Here is a 23,145-nt window from a genome sequence, read left to right as displayed (position 1 = left end):
CGTTCCGGAACGCAGCCTACGGCCCACACCCACGGTTTCGCCGCCACCCGGCGGCGAGCCGCTAGCCGCGCGAGATCTCGATCATGTCCTCACGTGGAACCACCTTGATGCGTTCGCGTACGACGCCGGCGTCCGGGTTTTCGGCGGTCCATGCGGCACCGAGGGCTACTTCGTGCGCATCGAGCTTGTTCCAGCCTTCCCAGGTGGTGTACTCGATGCCCCGTTCTTCCAGGAGGTTGATGATGGCCTGCGGATCCGGGTTTTCGGCCGGGGGCAGGGTGAGGCGGTCCTCCAGGAGGCACCCGATGGTCTCCAGGGCGTCGCCCTTGGTGTGCCCGATCAGGCCGACCGGTCCGCGCTTGATCCAGCCGGTGGCGTAGATCCCGGGCACCGGCTTGCCGTCGGCGTCCAGCACCCGTCCGCCGTCGTTCGGAATGACACCGCGGCGGGCGTCATACTCAAGTTCGTCCAGCGGGGAACCGTGGTAGCCGATGGCGCGGTACACGGCCTGGATCGGATAGTCCACGAACTCGCCGGTGCCCTTGGCGTTGCCTGTGCCGTCCAGTTGCATGCGCTCGAACTTGATGCCGGACACTTTCCCGGAGCCGTCTTCGGAAACGATCTCCACCGGGCTGTGCAGGAAATGCAGGTGCAACCGCCGGGACGAGGGCTGCTCAGCTTCGGCATGTTCCTCGACGAGCCAGTTGGTCAGCGTGTTGACCATGGTCTTGATCTGGTTGTTGCTGCGGATGGCCTCGTCCGAGGCTTCGTCAAACTCGAAATCTTCCGGGTACAGGACAATGTCCACGTCGTTGGAGTGCGAGAGCTCGCGCAGTTCCAGCGGAGTGAACTTGATCTGGGCTGGACCGCGCCGGCCGAAGACGTGGACATCCGTGACCGGGGAAGCCTTGAGGGCCGCATACACGTTGTCCGGGATTTCGGTCACCAGGAGGTCATCGGCGTGCTTGGAGAGCATGCGGGCCACGTCCAGCGCCACGTTGCCGTTCCCTATGACTGCTACTTCCTTGGCATCCAGCGGCCATTCGCGTGGCACGTCGGGGTGGCCGTCGTACCAGGAGACGAAATCGGCTCCGCCGAAGGAGCCTTCAAGCTCGATGCCCGGGATGTTCAGCTCCGCGTCCTTGATGGCCCCGGTGGAGAAGATCACGGCGTCGTAGAAAGAGCGGAAGTCATGCAGCGTGAGGTCGCGGCCGTACGTCACGTTGCCGAGGAAGCGGATGTCTCCGCGGTCCAGGACCTTGTGCAGCGCGTTGACGATGCCTTTGATGCGGGGGTGGTCCGGGGCAACGCCGTAGCGGATCAGGCCGTACGGTGCGGGGTATGCCTCGAAAAGGTCGATACTGACCTCGACGTCGCCATCCTTGACCTCATTCGATTTGGTCAGGATATCCGCGGCGTACACGCCGGCCGGTCCTGCGCCGACAATGGCGACGCGCAATGGACGTTTTGAGGTGGTTTCGGCCGAGTTGGACACCGTGAACCCTTCTGAGACAGGAAACCGCCCCGCGTAGTGGGGCGCGCAGTTTCCAATTCTAGTTCTCAGTTGTGGCCGGAGCGGCAGTACGTGGCGGGAGGTGACACAACCGGGCGAGGAGAATCACAAAAACTTTCCGGCCGTACGGTCAGGAATACCCTCGCAAAATGTGATGTTGTTGACTTTGTGTCTACGCCCGAGCAAACCGTGCCTGCCCAGTCCAACACCAGTGCTTCTTCAGCTTCAGCCGCCGCTGCTGCCACGGCAAAGAAGGAGACGACGGCGGGCGTCGTGTTCGGTATCGGGGCGTACGGCCTGTGGGGCCTGCTTCCGCTCTACTTCGTGGTGCTGCAACCCGCCGGAGCCGTGGAAATCGTCGCCAACCGGGTGGTGTGGTCGCTCATTTTCTGCGCCCTGCTCATCACCATCACCCGGACGTGGCGCCTCCTCGGCAATGCCTTCAGGGACCGGGCCGTCCTCGGACCGCTCGCGATGGCTGCCGGGCTGATCGCCATCAACTGGCTGACGTACACCTTCGGCGTCACCACCGGGCACGCGGTCGAAGCTTCGCTCGGCTATTTCATCAACCCGCTCGTGTCGGTGCTCCTTGGGGTGTTCGTCCTGAAGGAAACGCTCCGCCCGCTCCAGTGGGCCGCCGTCGTGATCGGATTCATCGCCGTCGGCGTCCTGACGGTTTCCTATGGAAAGCTGCCGTGGATCGCTTTGGTCCTGGCGTTCAGCTTTGGCCTCTACGGTTTCGTGAAGAAGCGCGTAGGGCCGAAGGTCAATGCCATCACGAGCCTCACGGTGGAGACCGTGGTCCTCGCTCCCGTTGCCGGCGCCACCATGCTTGTCCTTGGCCTCACGGGAGCAGGTACTTTGGGAAGCAACGGCCCGGGCCACTTCTGGCTGCTGGCGGCTTCGGGCATCATCACCGCCGTGCCCCTGCTCTTCTTCGGTGCCTCCGCACGCCGCCTGCCCATGACCACCATCGGCCTGCTGCAATACTTCGCGCCGATCCTCCAGTTCATCGTGGCTTTGGCGGTCCTCCACGAGACCATGACGCCGGACCGCTGGGTGGGCTTCGGGATCGTGTGGCTGGCGCTGCTGCTCCTGACCCTCGACATGCTGCGCACGGCACGCAAGAACTCGGTCATCAGGAAAAACGCACGGCTCAGCGCGGCCTAGGACCGCCGGACCTGCCCAGCGCTACCCAGCGCCAGCGGACATGCTCATTGACGTCCAATGGACATGCTCATTGTTAAACGCCAAGGATGGACATAGTCACACTATGTCCATCCTTGGTGCGTAGAGGCGGGCATGTCCGCCTGGAGGTTGCGGCTAAGCGTTGGCCTTGATGGCTGCAGCCAGGACCTCGAGGCCGTCCAGGAGCAGTTCGTCGCTGATGACCAGCGGCGGCAGCAGACGGATGACGTTGCCGTAGGTGCCGCAGGTCAGGATGATGACGCCTTCCTGGAGGCACGCAGCGGCAACGGCCTTGGTCAGTTCCGCGTTCGGTTCCTTGGAGCCGGCCTGTACCAGTTCGATGGCCAGCATGGCGCCGCGGCCGCGGACGTCGCCGATGGCGGGAACTTCCGAAGCGAGCTCACGCAAGCGGCCGAGTGCGACTTCCTCGATGTGGCGGGCCCGGGCGTTGAGGTCATGCTGCTCCATGGTGCCGATGGCAGCGAGGGCCGCCGCACAAGCAACCGGGTTGCCACCGTAGGTGCCGCCGAGGCCGCCCGGGTGGACGGCGTCGAGCAGGTCCGCGCGGCCGGTGATCGCGGACAGCGGGAGGCCGCCGGCAATGCCCTTCGCCATGGTGATGATGTCCGGGACAACACCCTCGTGGTTGACGGCGAACCATTCACCCGTGCGGCAGAAACCGGACTGGACCTCGTCGGCAATGAAGACGATGCCCTTTTCCTTGGCCCACGCGGACAGTGCCGGCAGGAAGCCCTCGGCGGGAACGATGAAGCCGCCCTCGCCCTGGATCGGTTCGATGATGATCGCGGCAACCTGGTCGCCGCCGATCTGCTTCTCGATCATGGTGATGGCGCGCTTGGCGGCCTCGGCACCGGTGATCTCCGGGTTTTCCTCGCGGAACGGGTAGCTCATCGGCATGCGGTAGACCTCGGGCGCGAACGGGCCGAAGTTGGTCTTGTACGGCATGGCCTTGGCGGTGAGCGCCATGGTCAGGTTGGTGCGGCCGTGGTAGGCGTGGTCGAAAGCGACGACGGCGTCACGGCCGGTTGCCAGGCGTGCCACCTTGACGGCGTTCTCCACTGCTTCGGCGCCCGAGTTGAAGAGCACGGTGCGCTTCTCGTGGTCGCCCGGGGTGAGGCGGTTCAATTGCTCGGCGACGGCGACGTAGCCCTCGTACGGGGTGACCATGAAGCAGGTGTGGGTGAAGTGCGCTGCAGCGTCCTGGACGGCGGCGACGACCGCGGGGTCCGAAGCACCAACGCTCGTGACGGCGATGCCGGAGCCGAGGTCGATGAAGGAGTTGCCGTCGACGTCGCGGATGATGCCGCCGTCGGCATCCTCAACGTAGACCGGCACGCCCGAGGACACACCGGCAGCGACGACGGCGGCGCGGCGCTCGTTCAGGGCCTGCGACTTGGGGCCGGGGAAGGCGCCGTTGATGCTGCGCTTCTGGTCCAGGCGGTAGGTGATTTCATGTGCTGTTGCGGTCATGATGGTTCTTTCTTTCTTATGCTTGCCGTGTGTGGGCGTCGGGCGCTAGGCGCCTGAGTTAGGCATCAAGGGCGGACATGACATGCTTGATGCGCGTGTAGTCCTCGACGCCGTACATGGACAGGTCCTTGCCGTAGCCGGACTGCTTGAAGCCGCCGTGGGGCATCTCAGCGGTCAGCAGGATGTGGGTGTTGATCCAGACCGCGCCGAAGTCCAGGTCGCGGCTCATCCGCATCGCGGTGCCATGGTCCGTGGTCCAGACGCTGGAGGCCAGGGCGTATTCGACGTCGTTCGCGAGCTCGAGTGCCTCGGCCTCGGTGGTGAACTTCTGGACGGTGATGACGGGTCCGAAGGTTTCCTTCTGGACGACGTCATCAGTCTGCTTGGCGCCGGTGATGATGGTGGGCTCGAAGAAGAAGCCCTTCTCACCTGCGCGGTGGCCGCCGGTTTCGATCTTGCAGTTGGCCGGGAGGTGCTCCACTACCGAGTTCACGGCGTTGAAGTGGTTCACGTTGTTGAGCGGGCCGAAGTAGTTCTCGTCGTCGTTCTGCGAACCCGTGTGCAGCGTCTTGGTGTGCTCCACCATCGCGGCAACCATGTCGTCGTGGATGGAGTCCTCGATCAGCACGCGGGTGATGGCCGTGCAGTCCTGGCCGGCGTTGAAGAAGGCGAATTCGGCGATGGCCGCTGCGCTCTTCTTGATGTCGGCGTCCTTGAAGACGATGGCCGGGGCCTTGCCGCCGAGCTCCAGGTGGGCACGTTTGAGGCCCTTGGCCGCTCCGCTGGCTACGGCAATGCCGGCACGGACGGAACCGGTGATCGAGACGAGGCCCGGGACCTTGTGCTCGACCATCATGGACCCGGTGGCTCCGTTGCCGAGGACCACGTTGAGGACGCCGGCCGGGAAGATCTCCCCCGCCAGGCGGGCCAGGACCAAGGTGGATTCCGGCGTGGTGTCAGAGGGCTTGAGAACAACGGTGTTGCCTGCGGCGAGGGCTGGGCCGATCTTCCAGATACCCATGAGGAACGGGTAGTTCCACGGGGCAACCTGGGCCACGACGCCGATCGGTTCGCGGCGGACGTACGAGGTGTGGCCCTCGAAGTATTCGCCTGCGGACTTGCCTTCCATGATGCGCGCGGCGCCGGCGAAGAAGCGGAGCTGGTCTGCACCGGCGGCAACTTCCTCGGATGCAATGAGGGCGCGGACCTGGCCGGTGTTGCGGTGCTGTGCCTCAACGAGCTCATCGCTGTTGGCCTCGATGGCGTCGGCGAGCTTGAGCAGCATGAGCTGGCGCTGGCCCGGCGTGACATGCTTCCAGGACTTGAAGGCTTCCTTCGCCGCGTTCATGGCGGCATCGACGTCGGCCGCCGTGGAGATAGGCGCATGGGCCACAATCTCTCCGTTGGTGGGGTTCACGATGTCGAGCAGTTCGGTGCCTGCCGGCGTGACGAACTCGCCGTTGATGAAGTTCTGCAAGGTTTGGACCACGGTGTACAACCTCTTTCGGTGTCTAGGCATTGGTTGCAGCTGCTCCGAGCCTATGCCAGCACCCCGCAGCGCGGAATAGTCAGGTGCACACCCCGACCACCATGACTTAGTGCGAATGACCAGTGCAGGGATATCCTTTTTGGCATGGCAATGTCACTCGCCGCGCTCGTCGCCGTCCCCTCACTTCGACTCCGCAAAGCCGGCCTCGCGGAAACCACCTGGAACGAAGACATCCGATGGGTGGCCGTGACCGAGCAGGAAGATCCCCAACGCTTCCTCAATGGCGGCGAACTGATCCTGACCACGGGGCTCAGGCTCAACGGCGCCGCGGAACAGCGCCGTTTCGTGCGCCAGGTCCAGCGCGCGGGAGCAGTCGGCATCGGCTTCGGTACCGGGCTGACCCACGAAGCCGTGCCCTCCGCCCTCGTTGCGGAAGCGAACCGCTGGGGCCTGCCCCTCGTGGAGGTCCCCTACGAGACCCCTTTCATCGCCATCGGCAAACTCGTGGCCGATTCCCAATCCGCCGACCACTACTCCAAGCTGGAGCGCCTCATCGCCGGCCACCAGATCCTGGCCCGGGCCCTGCTGACCGGTGGCGGCCTCGGCGAATTGCTCAAGCAGTTGGGCAGCATGCTCCGGACCGATATCGCGCTCACCCAGTTCAGCGCCCAGCTCTACAACAGCGTGCCTGGCAAACCCGCGCCGACGGCTGACGATTGGGCGTCCTTTCCCATCCCGACAGGCCGTCGCGACGCCTGCACGCTATGGATCAGGCAACCCTTCGGGGACACCGGGATTGTCAGTTATGCGCAGAACCTGATCAGCGTGGAACTCAACAACATGGTCAAGCAGCGCCAGAGCCAACGGGCCTTGGCGGGCCAGGTACTGGACGATGTCATCCACGGCACCCTGGACTCGGTGGAGGGTGCCCGCCGCCTGGCCGGCGTCGGAATCAACAGCACGCGCAAGAACGTGGTGCTGCTGGTGGTTTCAACAGCCCATCACAAGCAACTCGGGAGCACCTCGCTTCCGCAGTCGCTCGACGGCGGGGTGACCGCCGTCGTCGGGAAGGACCTGGTGACGGTAGTGCCCGACGACGGCAGTTCCGCGAGCGCGCTCGCCAAGGACCTCAGTGATCATCTTTTGGAGGCGGGGATCCACGCGGTGATCGGAATCGGCGGCGCGTACACGAAGCCGAACGGCGTGCGTTGGAGCTACTTCGAAGCGCGCGACGCCGTGGCGCACGGCCTGCCGGTCAACGAGCCCGAGCGGCTCAGCCTGACCTCGCTGTTGCTGGCGAGCGAGGATGTGCCGTTGGCGGACATGGCCAGCGAGGCGCTCACCCCCCTGCGCAAGTTCGACGCCGCGCACGGCTCGGAGCTCGTTTCAACCCTGGAAAGCTACCTCAACCACAATGGTTCGGTGGCCGCCGTCGCCGAAGCCCTGACCCTGCACCGCAACACGGTGCGCTACCGGCTGGCGCAAATCACGGACCTCACCGGTTACGACCCCGCCCAGACGCCGGACCGCGTGCAGCTGTGGCTCGCCCTGGCGGTGCAGCGGCTGGGCGCCCGCAACCCGCGCTAAGGTTCCCTGCCGCCGTCGGCCCTCCCCACCCGCCGTCGTCGGCCCTCCCCAACTAACTCGCATTTGTTGTCGTTATGAGCGTCCAAAACGACAATAAGTGCGAGTCAGTTGGGCTCCCGCCGCGGCACAGAGAGATTCGCCACAAAACTTCGCGCGCCAAACATCAAACGTCTAACCTTTAAGCATGGCCTCAACTCACCCGACTCCCCACGCAACGGAAACAACAACTGTGCCCACCAGCGGCGGTACGGTCGCGCCGAAATCCAGGGTGGTCGCCGTCGTCGGGATCATCGCCGTCATCCTCATCGGCCTGAACCTGCGCGCCGGCATCACGAGCGCGGCGGCGCTGTTCCACGATTTGCAGGCATTCCTCGGATACGGGGCGCTCGTCGCGTCGATTCTTCCGTCGATCCCCTTGCTGTGCTTCGCCGTCGCGGGTTTGGGTACCTCGTGGCTATCGCGCCGGATCGGCGTCGAGAAATCGATCTTCGTCGCGCTCGCCATGTTGGCCGCCGGGCTCCTGGTCCGCAGCGTCCCCGCAACCGGTGCCCTCCTCGCCGGAACAGTGCTAGCGATGTCCGGCCTGGCGGTGTGCAACGTGGCCATGCCGTCGTACATCCGCGAACACTATGCAAGTAAGACGTCCATGATGACCGGCCTCTACACGTTCACCATGTCCGGCGGTGCCACCTTCGCCGCGGCGGTCAGCGTCCCCTTGGCCCAGCAGCTAGGGTCGCCGTCAATGGGCCTGGCGGCATGGGGCCTCCTTGGCGTCGCCGCACTCCTTGGCTTCCTTCCGATGGTCCTCCACACCCACCGCTCATCACGCAAAGCCAGCCAAGAGCACGTGTCGATGTGGCCGCTCCTGCGCACCCGGCTGGGATTCCTCATCACGTCCATCTTCACGCTCCAGGCGCTCCTGGCGTATGCCGTGATGAGCTGGTTTGCCTACATCCTGACAACCCAGGGTCTCAGCGCCTCCGAGAGCGGACTCCAGTTCGGCCTCATGCAGCTGGTGTCCGTGGCCGCCGGCATGATCCTGTTGGCCATCGGCTCGCGGCCCGGGATGATGCGGCCTGCCCTGTACCTCGGCAGCGGGACCACTCTTCTGGCCATCCCCGCAATGCTTCTGCTGCCGACGTCGTTCGCCTCGGTTCCCGCCGTGATGTTCGGTTTCGGCCTGGGCATCTTCCCCCTGGTCCTCGTGATCATCAGCCGCAGCGGGCGTACGACGGCGGAGACCACCGCCATGTCCACTGTCGCCCAGTCCGTGGGGTACTTGATCGCGGCGTTGGGACCGTTCGGCATGGGACTGCTCCACAGTGCCACCGGCGCTTGGACCCTTCCCTTGGCACTCCTTGCCTTGGTGGCGCTGGCCCTCATGGTGACGGGCCACCAGCTGACCAGCAAACGGACGCCGATCAAGGCCGGACCAAGGCCTGTTGCATGAGCCTGACACCTTCGCACCGGCCCGCCTTGGCCGAGGAAGTCACCAGGCAACTGCGCGGCATGATCCAGTCCGGTGAGTGGCCCCTGCAGGAGAAGATTCCGGCCGAGCCGGAGCTCATGGCCTCGCTCGGAGTCTCGCGCGGGACGCTCCGCGAAGCCATCAAAGCTTTGGCCCACAGCGGCATGTTGGAGGTCCGCCGGGGTGACGGAACGTATGTCCGGGCCACGAGCGAGATCTCCGGCGCAGCCCAGCGGATGTACAAGGAACACACGCAGGAGCACGTAGTCGAAGTCCGGGTGGGGCTCGACACCCAAGCCGCCCGCCTGGCCACGAAGCACGCTACCGCCGAGGACATCGCCGCCATGCGGGCCCTCCTCCAAGCACGCCACGACGCTTGGCTCGCGGCCGACTACCCCGCCTGGGCCCGGGCCGATTGGGATTTCCACGAACGGGTGGCGCTGGCTTCAGGCAATCCGTTGCTGCACCAGTTGTATGTTTCCTTCGGCGGGGTCTTCAACGACGATCTGCTGCGCCAGCAACGCAAGGCCGGCTTCAACGGCATCCCGCACGAAGGCCACGACGAACTGGCTGACGCCATCGAAGCACGCGACGAAGCTGCCGCCGTCGCGAGCGTGTACCGCAACTTGGACTTTGCCGCGGAGTGGCTCAACAGCTGACGCCATTTTCCCGGACGACCGCTCACATCTAGTGAGCGAGCGTCCGCAGGAAATACCCCAAAGGTGAGCGAGCGTCCGCAGGAAATACCCCAAAGGTGAGCGAGCGTCCGCGGCGGCCCCGGGATCTAGCCTGAAGCGGCGCCCGTCAGCTCGACGCCGGCATCAGCTGCCTCGCGGAAGGGCGCGTCGATGAGAACCACGTCGCGGCCTGCACGATGCAACAGGCTTGCGGCGACGCTTGCCCGATAACCGGAAGTGCAATGCACCCAGATCCTGGCCGTCGGCAATTCGTCCACACGGTGCAAAAGCTCGTGCAACGGAACATTCGCCGCGCCTTGGACGTGTGAGGCGGAAAATTCCTCGGTACGGCGCACGTCCAGCACCGTTTCGCCCGGCGCCCGGTCCCGCATCAGCCCGGCCCAGTCGGTGATCGGATACTGCACCAACAACGCGCCGGGTGCCAGAGCCCCGGGATCCACGCCGACGGCGGCATCAGGGGAGTCGAATCCGATCCTTGCGAGGTCGCGGATGGCCTTTTCGACGTCGGCATGGGCACCCAGCAGGGTCAGCGGCTGGTTCCATGGCAGGACCCAACCGAGGTAGCTCGTGAAGCTCGATCCCGTCCCGTATTCAAAGGCCACGCTGCCACGCAGGTGGCTCGCGGCGAACGCGACCCGGTTGCGCAGGTCCACCACCCATTCCCCGGCCTCGAGCCTGCGCTCCAGTTCGGCGGGTTCCACGGATTCCGGCATGTCGAGTATCGCCGGGCCCGGACCGAGTGCATTGAGCGGGCTCATATGCGCGTAGTAGCTCGGGTAGGCCGAGACATTCGCCAGGAGGTGCCTGACAAAGTGGTCTTCGTCCGGGTCAGTGAGCGCATGGTTGGTTGCGGCCTGCTCCCCGATCGTCGATGCGGGGATCCTGCTCGCGGGACCGATGGAGCAGAACGAACCGAAGCCATGGGTGGGATACAGGATCGCGTCGGGGGTTGCCTCAGCGACGAGCCGCCGGACCGAGGCGTACTGATCATGGGCCAGTCCGGCGGTCTCCTCCGGGCCGATCAAATCCGTCCGGCCCACAGAGCCGTAAAGCAGGCTGCCACCCGAGAACACGGCTAGCCGGACGCCAGTGCCGGCGTCGGGGTCCGAAACGACGTAGGCCAGGTGTGTGTGCGTGTGGCCCGGCGTGGCCACGGGCTTGACTGAAAGTCTGCCTACCTTGAACGCTTGCCCCGGGACAACCGGCTCCCGCTCAAACGCTACGTTGTCCGCCGCATTCACCAGGTAGCGGGCGTTGTGGTCACGGGCAAGGATGAGCCCGCCGGTGAGGTAGTCGTTGTGGAGGTGGGTCTCAGCGACATGCGTGATGGCCACTCCCGCAGCGCGGGCCGCTGTTTCGACGCGGTCGGTGTCACGCTGGGGGTCGATCACGAGCGCCACCGTGCCGTCGTGAACGAGGTAGCTGCGGTCCCCCAATTGGGTCGTTTCGACGACGACGACGTCCATGCGGAAAGTTTAGCCCCGATAACGCGCAACGCGGGGTCACTTAGCGCCCATTCCGATGCTCCGGATGGGCGCTAAGTGACCCCGCGTTGGAGATTTAGACCTGGGCAGCCACGCCGTCGCGGGAGATATCCACCATGTCCTCACGCGGCACAACCTTGATGCGTTCGCGCTGGACCTCGACGCCGTGCGAGGTGCCGGCGTCGGACGCTGCGGCACCCAGAGCGAGCTCGTGGGCGTCCAGGGCCAGCCAACCTTCCCAGCTGGTGAACTTCACACCGCGGGCGTCCAGGAGCTCGACGACGGCGTCCGCCTCGGGAACGGCGGCAAACGGCAGGTTTTCACGGTCTTCCAAGAGGTACGTGACCGTCTCCAGTGCGTCGCCCTTGGTGTGGCCGATGAGGCCGACGGGGCCACGCTTGATCCATCCCGTGGCGTAGAGGCCGGGAACGTGCTCGCCGGAAGCGTCCAGCACGCGGCCGCCGTCGTTCGCGACGACCCCGCGCTTGTGGTCGAACTCAACGTCCGGCAGTGCGGAACCGAAGTAGCCGATCGCGCGGTACACGGCCTGGACCGGGTAGTCGACGATCTCGCCGGTACCACGCGCGTTGCCTGTGCCGTCCAGCTCGGTGCGCTCGAACTTGATCGCGGCAACCTTGCCCGGGGTCTCTGCGGAATCCACGATTTCCACCGGGCTGTGCAGGAAGTGCAGGTGCAGCCGGCGGGATGCCTTGAGCTCGGAGAGGTCCTCGGGCTGCTCGGCGATCCAGTTGGTGAGCGTGCCCACCATGGTCTTGGTCTGGTTGTTCGTCTGGATCTGGCGGTCCGACTCTTCGTCGAACTCGAAGTCCTCGGCGTAGAGGATGATGTCCACGTCCTTGGAGTGGGACAGCTCGCGGAGCTCCAGCGGAGTGAACTTCACCTGCGCCGGACCGCGGCGACCGAAGACATGCACATCGGTCACCGGGGAAGCCTTGAGCCCGGCGTAGACGTTATCCGGAATTTCGGTCACGAGGAGGTCGTCGGCGTGCTTGGAGAGGACCCGGGCAACGTCGAGTGCCACGTTGCCGTTGCCGAGCACGGCCACCGAGCTGGCGTCGAGAGGCCATTCGCGGGAAACGTCGGGGTGCCCGTCGTACCAGGAGACGAAGTCGGCGCCGCCGAAGGAGCCTTCCAGTTCGATGCCCGGGATGTTCAGGTCCGCGTCCTTGATGGCGCCGGTGGCGAAGACCACGGCGTCGTAGTGGGTGCGGAGGTCTTCGATGGAGATGTCCGTGCCGTAGTCGACGTTGCCGAAGAAGCGGATGTCCCCGCGGTCCAGGACCTTGTGCAGGGCGTTCACGATGCCCTTGATGCGGGGGTGGTCCGGAGCGACGCCGTAGCGGATCAGGCCGTAGGGGGCCGGGTAGCGGTCGAAGAGGTCGATGCTGACCGTCAGCTCGCCGCTCTTGACGGCCTCGCTCTTGGTCAGGATGTCAGCTGCGTAGACGCCGGCCGGGCCGGAGCCGACGACGGCGACGCGCAGCGGACGTGCGGCGGTTCCTACGGTGGTGCTAGATGACACGGCTGTGTTCCTTTTCAGTGTGCTTCCCAACTGGCTCGCAATTGTTGTCGTTTTGAAGGCTCATAACGACACCTACTGCGAGCTAGTTGGGTGAGGGGCTAAGGGGTAACGACGCGGGGCTTGTTGGGGGTCAGTGTGCTGTAGTCAGCGGTCTTGAAATGTTCGGGGGCAAACGGGCTGACACGCACAACATCGCCGATCACAATCACTGCGGGATTTGCGACGCCGGTGGCCTCGGCTTGCTCGGCGATGGTTGCCAAAGTGCCGATCGTGACGCGCTGTTCGGGCATGTAGCCGTTCTCTACGATACCTACTGGCGTGTCCAGGGGCATTCCGGATTCCGCGAGGGCCGCGGCGGATTCGCGGAGTTTGGCGACGCCCATGAGCAGGATCACGGTGTGGTCCGGTCGGGCCGGGACCTCGGAGAGTTCCTCGTGGCCGGTCACCACGCTGAAGCCCTTCGCGAGTCCTCGGTGCGTCACGGGAATACCCGCTGCGGCCGGCACTGAGATCGCCGAGGTCACGCCCGGAACCACTTCAACCTCGACGCCGTTCTGCCGGCAAAATTCGGCTTCCTCGCCGCCGCGGCCCAGGACGTAGGGGTCACCGCCCTTGAGCCGCACCACCCGGTGGCCGGCCAGGGCTTCCTCCACAAGGATCCGGTTGATCTCGAGTTGCGGCACGGGGTGGTGGCCGGGTGTCTTGCCGACCTCGATCACGCGGACGTCCGGAGCGAGCTCCTGCAGCAAATCACGCGGTCCGAGGCGGTCCGCAACGACGACGTCGGCCTGGCCCAGCAGACGGCGGCCGCGGACGGTGATGAGTCCGGAGTCGCCGGGCCCTCCGCCTACGAGCGCGACGCTTCCGGTGGACGCACGACGACGGCGGAGCGGCAAGTCTCCCGTCTCAAGCGCGGTGGCAACCGCGTCGCGCAAGGCCATGGCGCGGCGCGGGTCTCCCCCGGCATTGATGGCGATCTTGACGTCGTCGACGACGGCGACGGCGGGCGTCCAGGCTGCCGACGATTCGTGGTCCGAGGCGTTGACGCACCAGATGCGCTGCGCTTCGGCGTCGGCGGCTACTTGGGCGTCCACAGCGGCAACACCGGTGGCAGTCTGGACGAACCACACGCCGTCGACGTCGGAGGAAAGGTAGGTGCGCGGCTCCCAGGTGAGCAGGCCGGAGGCGGCAAGTTCGCGGAGCGCGTCAGAGGCAACGGGGGCCACCACGGTCACCCGGGCGCCGGCGTCGAGCAGTCCCTTGGCGCGTCGGGCAGCCACGGGTCCGCCGCCCACCACCAGCACCGGGCGGCCAAGCAGCCGCAGGGCTGTGGGGTAGATGTCCTGTATTGCCATGAAAAAACTGTAGGGCCGGGCCGTAACATGCTTCAAAGGTCCGGAAACACCAGTTCACGCTAGGTAACCCGGCGTCACATTACGCCTGAGCGCCGGGCGCCTCCCATCCGATCGCCGGAGCCACGTATTTGGCGATGTTGCCCAGCAGCTTGATGTTGTACTCCACACCGAGTTGGTTGGGCACGGTAACGAGTACGGTGTCCGCTGCCTGGACCGCGGCGTCCTGCGCGAGTTCCTCGGCCAAGGCATCGGGCGGGCCGACGTAACTCTTGCCGAACCGCGACAGGGCACCGTCGAGCATGCCCACTTGGTCGCGGTTATCCACCTGCGCGCGGAGCCCGAAATAGTGTTCGTCTTCGGCATCCACCACGGGAATGATGCTGCGGCTGACCGAAACACGGGGCTCGAAACCGTGTCCGGCTGCCGCCCATGCCTCCCGGAACATGCTGATCTGTTCGGCCTGGAGCTGGTCGAAGGGAACTCCGGTGTCCTCGGTGAGCAGGGTGGAGCTCATGAGGTTCATCCCTTGTTCCGCGGCCCAGACGGCGGTCTTGCGGGTGCCGGCGCCCCACCAGATCCGTCGCGGCAGCCCGGGCGACGTCGGCTGGATCGGCAGGAGGCCACGGCCGCCGCCCATGAAGGAGGGATCAGCTTCGGCTACTCCGTGGCCTGCGATAGCGTGCCGGAAAACGGCGGTGTGGCGGCGGGCCATCGCGGAGTCGTCCTCACCCTCGGCGGGCGCGTAGCCAAAGTACCGGGCGCCGTGCAGGGCCGGCTCGGGTGAACCACGGCTGATGCCCAATTGGAGCCTGCCTTGGCTGATGAGGTCCGTGGCCGCTGCTTCTTCGGCCATGTAAAGCGGGTTTTCGTAGCGCATGTCGATCACGCCCGTGCCCATCTCGATCCGGCTGGTCCGCGCCGCGATGGCCGCCAACAAGGGGAACGGCGAGGCTTGTTGGCGGGCAAAGTGGTGCACGCGGAAGAAAGCCCCGTTGATGCCCAGTTCCTCGGCCGCAACCGCAAGGTCGATCCCCTGGAGCAAGGCGTCGCCGGCCGAAGGAGTGCGCGATCCTTGGACGGGTCCCCAGTGGCCGAAGGAAAGAAAACCGATTCGTTTCATGCCCGCATCAACCACGGTGTGGGCCGGGGAATTCCTTAGCGCGTGCTGCCCGCGTGTTAGCGCGTGCTCCGCGCGGGTTAGCGCGTGCTTCCGGCCAGCAGGCCGCGGCGGAGCAGGAGGCGGCGCTCAATCGGGGCGAAGACAACGAGCTCGATCAGGATGCCCACAAAGAGGATCGCCAGGATGGCGGACATGACCGTGGCCATGTCCGACAGGGTGCGGCCCTGGTCCAGGAGCGAACCGAGTCCGAAGCCGATGGTGCCGCCCACCGCGATGATTTCGGCGGCCATGAGCGAGCGCCAGGAGAAGGCCCAGCCCTGCTTGAGCCCGCCAAGGTACCCGGGAAGGGCCGCCGGCAGCACAATCTGCAAGGCCATCTGCAATCGCGAGGCACCGAGTACCTTCCCGACGCTCCGGTATTGCGGCGGGATCTGGTCGACGCCGGAAATCAGCCCGTTGATGATGGACGGGATGGCACCCATGAGGACGACAAAGTACACCGTGCCGTCCGAGAGCCCGAACCAGATGATGGCAGCGGGAACCCACGCCACCGACGGCAGCACCTGGAGCCCGGAAATGAGCGGTCCGAAGGCACGGCGCAGTGGCTGCACCTGGGCGAGGAGCAAGCCCACCGGGGTGGCCACGGCGACGCTGATGAGGAATCCAATCACGCCGCGCTGAAGTGAGGTCCAGATGGCTTCCTGGGCTTTGCCTTCGGCCCACAAAGAACCGAACTGGCCCAGGACGTCGAGCGGTCCGGGAACCTGGTCGCGGCGCTTGAAACCAAGGGAGACATAGAACTGCCACGCGAGGATCAGGACCAAGAGCGCCGCAATCGGGAGGACAATACGGGCCCAGTCGATGCGCGCCTTGCGGTGGGCATCCGACTGCAGCTTGTCCAGGCCGGCCTCAAGGTCCCGGAGTTCGTCCGGGTTTCCCTTCAGGGACGGCGACGTGATGTGGCGGGACTGCTGAGCTTGCTCGGCGGCCTCGCCTTCTGCAAGCCGGGTCTCTTGTTCAATTGGCATGGCGGCGGATCTCCTCGCGCAGGCGGCGGGTAATGGTTCCAGTCAGCTCCCCGGCACGGCCGGCGTCGGTCCGGTGTTCCTCGGTGACGTTCCACTCGGCAACGACCCGTCCCGGACGGGAGGACAGCAGCAGGACACGCTGACCGAGCCTGACGGCTTCGCGCACGTTGTGCGTCACGAACACGATGGTGCGGCCGGTTTCCTTCCAGATCCGCTCAAGCTCGTCGTGCAGAAGGTCGCGGGTGATGGCGTCGAGGGCAGCGAACGGTTCGTCCATGAGCAACAGCTGCCGGTCCTGCGCCAACGCGCGGGCCAGGGCGACGCGTTGGCGCATGCCGCCGGAGAGCTCGTGCGGGCGCTTGTCCCCCGCGCCACCCAAATGGACGAGGTCCAACAGCTCGCCTGCACGGGCAGAACGCGACGCTTTGCTCAGGCTGCCGGACTTGTCGGCGAGTTTCAGCGCGAGTTCGATGTTGCCGCGGGCAGTAAGCCATGGAAACAGCGCTGAATCCTGGAACATGAAGGCGGCACCGTCGCTGGGCACCTCCAGGGCGCCCGACGTCGGCTGGTCCAGCCCCGCGAGGATGTTCAGCAGGGTGGATTTGCCGCAGCCGGACGCACCGAGCAAGGCGACGAACTCGCCTTGCTGGATGGTGGCGTTGACGTCGTCCAGCACCGGGGCTCCGTCGCCGAAGCGTTTACCCAGGTGTTCCAGTACGACTGGCATGGTCCCGTCCTTCGTTCGTTTCGTTGTTGAATTCCCAACTGACTGGCAGTCGTTGTCGTTATGAGGCCTCAAAACGACAACAACTGCGAGTCAGTTGGGTCTTGGCAGTTCAGTCTTGGCCCAGTCCTGCGGCCGAGGTCTTCTGCCCGGTCACGCTGTTGAGGGCGCGGAGGTCGAAGATGCCGTTGATGTCGGCCGGTTTGGTGATGCCGGCGTCGACCCCGTCCTGGAGGAGTTTCTTGTAGGTTCCGGCGAGCGGGTCCACGGTGAAGGTGATGTTCTTCAAGGAGCGGTCGATGACGTCGGCCGGCAGCGTACTTCCGGCGGTCGCCTTCAGGGCGGCGTTGATCGCGGTGGCCTTGTCGGCCGCCGAGGCGGTGTTGAGCCAGTTGACGGAGGCTTCGTGGCCCTGGAGCAGGGCCGTTACCGTCTGCGGGTGCTCGGCGGCGAACTTCTTGCTCACGATCAGGATGGTGGTGGGGAACGCACCCTTATCCCAGAGGTCCTTCTCGTCCACGAGGACCTTCCCGCCGGCTTGGAGCACCAGACGCGAGGCCCAAGGCTCTGGCAACCACGCGCCGTCGAGCTTTCCGTCCTGGAAGAGCTTGAGGGTCTGGGCGTTGTCGGTGGGGTTGATGGCGACGTCGCCCCCGCCGTTCGGGTTGCTCTTCAGACCTTGCTTGCCCAGCCAGGCGCGCAGTGCCACGTCCTGGGTGCCGCCGAGTTGTGGTGACGCGAGGGTCTTGCCCTTGAGGTCCGCGGCGCTGTTGATGCCGGGCTTCACCACGAGCTGCGCACCCCCGGAGGCAGCACCCGCGATGATGCTGATGGAGGCGCCCTTGCTCTGGACGAAGGAGTTGATGGCCGGGTTGGGCCCGAGGTAGGCGGCGTCGATCGCTCCGGCGTTCAGGGCCTCGATCGCGGCGGGTCCGGCGTTGAAGATCTGGGGAGTGAGCTTGGTGCTGCCGAGCTTGCCGGCGATGATCCCCTTGCTGACGCCCACCAGCGCGGGAGCGTGGGTGACGTTGCCGAAGTAGCCGAGCCGAAGTTCAGCGGCGGGCGTCGTTGCCGCGGCTGCCTGGGTTTCGTTGTTCTTGGCCACCACCGATGCGACGGCGGCGCCGGCACCGATCAGCAGGACGAGTCCGACGGCGATGCCGATCTCGAGCGCGCGGCGGCGCTTGGGCTTGTTGGTTTCGCCGGCGACGATGCGGGTGGTTCCCGGGTCCGAGGCGGGCGGCGTGGGTTCTGTGGTGTTTGACATGGGGGAATCCTTGGGATGCGTTGCGGAAGGGGCAGGGCGTTTATCAGGCCCTGCGACATCGCCCCGAACGGGCAGCCAAGGACCAATCCGATGAGGTCATGGATTCACCATAGGGACTGTCATATTTGCCGTTCAATGACCCGGAAACCCGGGGTCACGCACGTTCATGCGGCGTCACAATTGGGCTGGCCCCGACGCAAAAAACCGCAGCTTGTTTCCCATCCCGGACCTTGAAGGCGGGGTTCGGGAAACAAGCCGCGGTTCCAGTCACCGGAAACGTCAGATGACGTAACGTTCGTCCTCGTGGTCGCCCGGGTGGTCCTTCACCAAGCCGGCGGCCAGCGTGTTGCCGTCCACGGGGTCGATCACTAGGAACGCGCCCGTGCGGCGGTGGTGCAGGTAGTTCTCCAACGGCAACGGCGCGGCCAGTCGAAGCTGGGCGTTGCCGATGTCGTTCAGCTCAAGGCTGGAGGCCGCCTCGACGTTGAACGTGGCCAGGTCCAGCTTGCCCGTGACATTGCGGACCAGCGCCTGGACGGTCCGGGTCCCGTGCTTCACGAGCACCTTGGCACCTTCTCGCAACGGCTTCGGCGAAAGCCAGCACAGGGCCGCATACAGATCGGCCGAGCTCTCACGCACCGTCCCTGCCGCGGCGATGGTGTCACCGCGGGCGATGTCGATTTCATCGGCCAGGCGGATCGCCACGGATTGCGGAGCGGTAGCCTCGGTCAACTCGCTGCCCGCGAAGTCGATCCCCGTCACGGTGGTGATCCGGGGTTCGTGGCCCGGGCTCAGGACGGTGACTTTGTCCCCGAGCTTCACGGTTCCTTCCGTGATCTGGCCGGCGTAGGCGCGGTAGTCGCGGTACGCGCCGACGTCGAGTCCTGCGGCGACGGCGTCGGGAGCCAGCGCGCCTTGCGGCCGGATGACCAGCTGGACCGGGAAGCGGAAACTCTCCAGGTGGCTTTCGAGCTCGTCCGCGGCCGGAAGGGTTTCCAGGACCTCGAGCAGGGCCGGGCCGCTGTACCACGGGGTGCGTTCCGAGCGGTCCACGACGTTGTCGCCGTCGAGCGCCGATACCGGGATGACCGCGACGTCGGCAATGCCATCGCTGCCCAAGCCAAGCTCGCGGGCAACCTTCTGCACGTCGGCCTCGATCTCGCGGAAGACCGACTCGCTGAAGTCCACGAGGTCGATCTTGTTCACAGCAACGATCACATGCGCCACGCGGAGCAACTGCAACACTGACAGGTGGCGGCGGGTCTGCTCCAGGACTCCCTTGCGGGCGTCAATGAGGACGACGACGGCGTCCGCAGTGGACGCGCCCGTCACCGTGTTCTTGGTGTACTGCACGTGGCCGGGGCAGTCCGCGAGGATGAAGCTGCGGCGGTCGGTGGCGAAGTAGCGGTAGGCGACATCGATGGTGATGCCCTGTTCCCGCTCGGCGCGAAGGCCGTCGGTCAGGAGGGCAAGGTCGATCGCCTGGCTACCGGTGGCGCCGGCTCCCCCAAAGCCGCGGTCCGCGGAGGTGCGGGCGACGGCGTCGAGCTGGTCCGCGAGGATCGCCTTGGAATCGTGCAGCAGGCGGCCCACGAGGGTGGACTTGCCGTCGTCGACGGATCCAGCCGTGGCGAAGCGGAACAGCGTTGATTCGCGCAGGCCGGTCTCCAGGAGTGCGGTTTCAGTGCTCATTAGAAGTAGCCGTCCTTCTTGCGGTCTTCCATGGCTGCCTCGGAGATGCGGTCATCTGCACGGGTGGCGCCACGTTCGGTGAGTGTGGATGCGGCAACCTCGACAACGACGTCGGCAACTGTGCGGGCGTCGGAAACGACAGCGCCGGTGCAGGACATGTCGCCCACGGTGCGGTAGCGGACGAGCTTAGTCACGACTTCCTCGTGGGGTTTCGGCATGGAAACCTCGCCGACTGCGCGCCACATGCCGTCGCGTTCGTAGACTTCGCGTTCGTGGGCGTAGTACAGCCCTGGCAGCTCAATGCCTTCGCGCTCGATGTAGCGCCAGACGTCCAGTTCGGTCCAGTTGCTGATGGGGAACGCGCGTACGTGCTGGCCCACGGTGTGGCGGCCGTTGTACAGGTTCCACAGTTCCGGGCGCTGGTTGCGGGGATCCCACTGGCCGAATTCGTCGCGCAGGCTCAGGATGCGTTCCTTGGCGCGGGCCTTGTCCTCGTCGCGACGGCCGCCGCCGAAGACGGCGTCGAACTTGTTGCGCTGGATGGCATCCAGCAGCGGCACGGTCTGCAGCGGGTTGCGGGTGCCGTCGGCACGCTCGGCAAGTTCGCCACGGTCGATGAACTCCTGCACGGAACCCACCACGAGCTTGAGGCCCAGGCGCTCCACCGTGCGGTCACGGAAGTCGATGACCTCGGGGAAGTTGTGGCCGGTGTCCACGTGAAGCACCGGGAACGGAACCTTGCCAGGCCAGAACGCCTTGGTTGCCAGATGCAGCATCACCACGGAATCCTTGCCGCCGGAGAACAACAGCGCAGGCTTCTCGAACTCGGCAACAACCTCACGGATGATGTGGATGGCCTCGGACTCGAGGGTGTCGAGTGAGGAAAGGCGAGCCGAACGCAGCGCCTGGGCGGCAGTCGGCGTCTCAGCTGCGTCGGTTTCCAGCACAGACAACTCCAGGTCCTCGTTGGTGATTTGGGTACTCATACGTGTAGTCCGCATTCTGTCTTGTCGGTTCCTGCCCAGCGGCCGGAGCGGGGGTCCGCTCCCGGGGCTACTTTGCGGGTGCAGGGCTGGCATCCGATGGACGGGTAGCCCTGGCTCAGGAGGGGGTTGACGGGAAGGATGTTGTCTTCGGAGTACTGGACCAGCTGGTCGAAGCTCCAGTCGGCCATCGGGTTGACCTTGACCAGGCCGTTGGCCTCGTCCCAGGTGATCAGCGGGGTGTTGGTCCGGGTGGGGGCCTCGTCGCGGCGGACACCGGTGAACCAGACTTCGTAGCCGGCGAGGGTCCGGCGCAGCGGCTGGACCTTGCGGAGCGCGCAGCACTGGGCGGCGTCGCGGGCGAACAGGTCCTTGCCGAGAAGGCGGTCCTGCTGCTCCACGGTGTTTTCCGGGAGCACGTCCACGATGTTCACGCGAAGGTTCGCGGCGACTTCGTCCCGCGTGGCGTGGGTTTCGGGAAAGTGGTAGCCGGTCTCCAGGAACAAGACGTCGACGCCGGGAAACTGGTCCGCGACGAGGGCCGGGAGCACGGCGTCGGCCATGGAGCAGGCCACGGCGACGGCGGGCAGCTCGAAGTTGCGGGCCACCCAGGCGATGACGTCGCGGGCGGGCGCGTTCCAGCCGAGCTCTGCGGCACCGGATTCCGCCAGGGCCTTGAGTTCGTCGTGGGAGCGGAGGGAGGTGGTGGTGGTTGTCACTGGAGATCTCCTTCATCTGCGGAGTGTGCCCATTCGGCGAAGGTCTGGCCCTCGGCACGGTCGGCCACGAACTTCCGGACTACCCGCTCTACGTAATCGGGCAGGTCCTCGACGTAGACCTTGAGGCCGCGCACGGTACGTCCGAGGCCTGCTTCTTCGCGGCTGGAGGAAGCCAGCCCGCCGCCCAAGTGAACCTGGAAGCCCGGGGTGGGGTCGCCGTCGGGCGTCGGCAGCATCATGCCCTTGAGCCCGATGTCCGCGGTCTGGATGCGGGCGCAGGAGTTGGGGCAGCCGTTGATGTGCAGGGACAGGGCCTGCGGCAACTGGCCGCTGTCCGCGAGGTCGGCCAGGCGGCGTTCCAGTTCGGCGACGGCGGTGGCTGCCGTGACCTTGGTTTCCACGATGGCGAGCTTGCAGAACTCGATACCGGTGCAGGCGATGGTGCCGCGGCGGAAGACGGACGGGCGGGCGGAGAGGCCCAGGGTGTCCAGTTCGGCGACGAGCGCTTCCACCTGCTCCTTGGCGACGTCCAACACAACGATCTTCTGGTGCGGGGTGGTGCGCAGGCGGAACGAGCCGCGGGCTTCGAGGGTGTCCGCGAGCTTCACGAGCTGGCTTCCCGAGAGGCGTCCGGCCAAGGGTGTGGCGCCGATAAAGAACTTGCCGTCCTTCTGCTCATGGATACCGACGTGGTCCCCTGGCGTCGAGGGCTTGGGGGCTGCCGGGCCGTCGGAAAGCTTGAAGCCGAGGTATTCGTCCTCGAGGATCTGGCGGAACTTCTCGGGACCCCAGTCGGCCAGGAGGAACTTCAGGCGAGCTTTGGTGCGCATGCGGCGGTAACCGTAGTCGCGGAAGATGCTGGTGACGCCGAGCCATACCTCGGCGGCTTCCTCGGGCTTCACGAACGCACCGAGCCGCTTGGCGAGCATCGGGTTGGTGGACAGCGCGCCGCCCACCCAGAGGTCATAGCCGACGCCGAGTTCGGGGTGGACCATGCCGACCAGGCCGAAGTCGTTGATCTCGTGGACCACGTCCTGCGAGGGGTGGCCGGTGATGGCGGTCTTGTATTTGCGCGGCAGGTTGGCGAGCTCGGGGTCGCCGATGAAGCGCTCCGCGAGTTCGTGGATCAGCGGCGTGGGATCGATGATCTCGTCCTTGGCGATGCCGGCAACCGGGGAGCCCAGGATGACGCGCGGGACGTCGCCGCACGCCTCGGTGGTGGACAGGCCGACGGATTCGAGGCGGCGCCAGATTTCCGGCACGTCCTCCACGCGGATCCAGTGCAGCTGGATGTTCTGGCGGTCGGTCAAGTCGGCGCTGCCACGGGCGAAGTCCACGGAGATCTGGCCGATGACGCGCAACTGCTCGGTGGTGAGCGCACCGCCGTCGATCCTCACGCGGAGCATGAAGTACTTGTCCTCGAGCTCGTGCGGCTCAAGCGTGGCGGTCTTGCCGCCGTCGATCCCGGGCTTGCGCTGCGTGTACAGGCCCCACCAGCGGAAACGGCCGTGCAGGTCCGTGCCGTCGATCGAGTCGAAGCCGTGCTTGGAATAGACAGACTCGATACGCTCACGGACGTTCAGTCCGTTGTCTTCCTGCTTCCAGGTTTCGTTGGCGTTGAGCGGCGCGGTGCCGTCAACCTTCCACTGGCCGTGGGGTTTAGCGGCAGGACGGGCGGTGCGGGCCGGGCGCTTGGGTGCAGCCTCGTCCGCAGACGCTCCGGCTAGAGCTGTATCAGTCATGCATCGACTGTAGGGCGGGCCAGATTTCTCCAACAACGACGCAGAAACGAAGAG

At 65.8% G+C, this 23,145-nt stretch carries 18 protein-coding genes; 4 read left to right on the top strand and 14 right to left on the bottom strand.

The window, feature by feature from the left end; all coding sequences use genetic code 11:
* Window positions 1-61: 61 nt before the first annotated feature.
* Complete coding sequence (locus BMF89_RS15490; protein WP_078108001.1) at window positions 62-1,495, bottom strand: FAD-dependent oxidoreductase; 1,434 nt, start codon at window positions 1,493-1,495, stop codon at window positions 62-64.
* A gap of 291 nt (window positions 1,496-1,786) precedes the next feature.
* On the opposite strand from BMF89_RS15490, the gene rarD reads away from it, so the two are divergent.
* Window positions 1,787-2,683, top strand: a complete 897-nt coding sequence (gene rarD / locus BMF89_RS15485; protein ID WP_253190847.1) for an EamA family transporter RarD — start codon at window positions 1,787-1,789, stop codon at window positions 2,681-2,683.
* 153 nt (window positions 2,684-2,836) lie between these two features.
* On the opposite strand, the gene gabT is transcribed toward rarD, so the two are convergent.
* The gene (gene gabT, locus BMF89_RS15480; RefSeq protein ID WP_078107999.1) at window positions 2,837-4,192 is read right to left on the bottom strand and encodes a 4-aminobutyrate--2-oxoglutarate transaminase; all 1,356 of its coding nucleotides are present in this window, start codon (window positions 4,190-4,192) and stop codon (window positions 2,837-2,839) included.
* A gap of 58 nt (window positions 4,193-4,250) precedes the next feature.
* Window positions 4,251-5,681, bottom strand: coding sequence for a gamma-aminobutyraldehyde dehydrogenase (locus BMF89_RS15475; RefSeq protein WP_078107998.1), 1,431 nt, complete (start codon window positions 5,679-5,681; stop codon window positions 4,251-4,253).
* Window positions 5,682-5,825: 144 nt separating this feature from the next.
* Between BMF89_RS15475 and BMF89_RS15470 the strand changes: the two genes are divergently transcribed.
* The 3 genes from BMF89_RS15470 to BMF89_RS15460 all read left to right on the top strand — a co-directional run bounded on the left by BMF89_RS15470 (window position 5,826) and on the right by BMF89_RS15460 (window position 9,395).
* On the top strand, window positions 5,826-7,268 hold the full coding sequence (locus tag BMF89_RS15470) for a PucR family transcriptional regulator (RefSeq protein ID WP_078107997.1): 1,443 nt from the start codon (window positions 5,826-5,828) through the stop codon (window positions 7,266-7,268).
* Window positions 7,269-7,452: 184 nt separating this feature from the next.
* Complete coding sequence (locus BMF89_RS15465; RefSeq protein WP_078107996.1) at window positions 7,453-8,718, top strand: MFS transporter; 1,266 nt, start codon at window positions 7,453-7,455, stop codon at window positions 8,716-8,718.
* Complete coding sequence (locus tag BMF89_RS15460) at window positions 8,715-9,395, top strand: FadR/GntR family transcriptional regulator (protein ID WP_078107995.1); 681 nt, start codon at window positions 8,715-8,717, stop codon at window positions 9,393-9,395. The genes BMF89_RS15465 and BMF89_RS15460 overlap by 4 nt, the downstream gene beginning before the upstream one ends.
* Before the next feature lie 125 nt (window positions 9,396-9,520).
* On the opposite strand, the gene BMF89_RS15455 is transcribed toward BMF89_RS15460, so the two are convergent.
* The 11 genes from BMF89_RS15455 to BMF89_RS15405 all read right to left on the bottom strand — a co-directional run bounded on the left by BMF89_RS15455 (window position 9,521) and on the right by BMF89_RS15405 (window position 23,091).
* Window positions 9,521-10,900, bottom strand: coding sequence for an MBL fold metallo-hydrolase (locus BMF89_RS15455; protein ID WP_078107994.1), 1,380 nt, complete (start codon window positions 10,898-10,900; stop codon window positions 9,521-9,523).
* 94 nt (window positions 10,901-10,994) lie between these two features.
* Window positions 10,995-12,461: an FAD-dependent oxidoreductase gene (locus tag BMF89_RS15450; protein WP_078107993.1), complete on the bottom strand. Its 1,467-nt coding sequence runs from the start codon at window positions 12,459-12,461 to the stop codon at window positions 10,995-10,997.
* A 98-nt stretch (window positions 12,462-12,559) separates the two neighbouring features.
* Complete coding sequence (gene cobA / locus BMF89_RS15445) at window positions 12,560-13,816, bottom strand: uroporphyrinogen-III C-methyltransferase (protein WP_078107992.1); 1,257 nt, start codon at window positions 13,814-13,816, stop codon at window positions 12,560-12,562.
* 79 nt (window positions 13,817-13,895) lie between these two features.
* Window positions 13,896-14,936 (bottom strand): LLM class flavin-dependent oxidoreductase, encoded by a 1,041-nt coding sequence (locus tag BMF89_RS15440; protein ID WP_078107991.1) that lies wholly within the window; start codon window positions 14,934-14,936, stop codon window positions 13,896-13,898.
* Window positions 14,937-15,013: 77 nt separating this feature from the next.
* Window positions 15,014-15,964 carry an ABC transporter permease gene (locus BMF89_RS15435; RefSeq protein ID WP_078107990.1) on the bottom strand — a complete coding sequence of 317 codons (951 nt, stop codon included), beginning with the start codon at window positions 15,962-15,964 and terminating at the stop codon, window positions 15,014-15,016.
* Window positions 15,954-16,691 carry an ABC transporter ATP-binding protein gene (locus tag BMF89_RS15430; protein ID WP_078107989.1) on the bottom strand — a complete coding sequence of 246 codons (738 nt, stop codon included), beginning with the start codon at window positions 16,689-16,691 and terminating at the stop codon, window positions 15,954-15,956. Before BMF89_RS15430 ends, BMF89_RS15435 begins: the two co-directional genes overlap by 11 nt.
* A gap of 109 nt (window positions 16,692-16,800) precedes the next feature.
* Complete coding sequence (locus BMF89_RS15425; RefSeq protein WP_078107988.1) at window positions 16,801-17,955, bottom strand: ABC transporter substrate-binding protein; 1,155 nt, start codon at window positions 17,953-17,955, stop codon at window positions 16,801-16,803.
* A 279-nt stretch (window positions 17,956-18,234) separates the two neighbouring features.
* Window positions 18,235-19,647, bottom strand: coding sequence for a GTP-binding protein (locus tag BMF89_RS15420; RefSeq protein WP_078107987.1), 1,413 nt, complete (start codon window positions 19,645-19,647; stop codon window positions 18,235-18,237).
* Window positions 19,647-20,633 carry a sulfate adenylyltransferase subunit CysD gene (gene cysD / locus BMF89_RS15415; RefSeq protein WP_253190841.1) on the bottom strand — a complete coding sequence of 329 codons (987 nt, stop codon included), beginning with the start codon at window positions 20,631-20,633 and terminating at the stop codon, window positions 19,647-19,649. Before cysD ends, BMF89_RS15420 begins: the two co-directional genes overlap by 1 nt.
* Window positions 20,630-21,349, bottom strand: coding sequence for a phosphoadenylyl-sulfate reductase (locus tag BMF89_RS15410; RefSeq protein ID WP_078107986.1), 720 nt, complete (start codon window positions 21,347-21,349; stop codon window positions 20,630-20,632). The genes cysD and BMF89_RS15410 overlap by 4 nt, the downstream gene beginning before the upstream one ends.
* Window positions 21,346-23,091 carry a nitrite/sulfite reductase gene (locus BMF89_RS15405; protein WP_078107985.1) on the bottom strand — a complete coding sequence of 582 codons (1,746 nt, stop codon included), beginning with the start codon at window positions 23,089-23,091 and terminating at the stop codon, window positions 21,346-21,348. Before BMF89_RS15405 ends, BMF89_RS15410 begins: the two co-directional genes overlap by 4 nt.
* Window positions 23,092-23,145 lie beyond the last annotated feature (54 nt).

Source organism: Arthrobacter sp. SRS-W-1-2016, from assembly GCF_002009585.1.
GTDB classification, from domain to species: Bacteria; Actinomycetota; Actinomycetes; order Actinomycetales; family Micrococcaceae; genus Arthrobacter; species Arthrobacter bambusae_A.
Note: the sequence above shows the minus strand (reverse complement) of the source record. Positions and strands in the feature narration are given on the sequence as shown.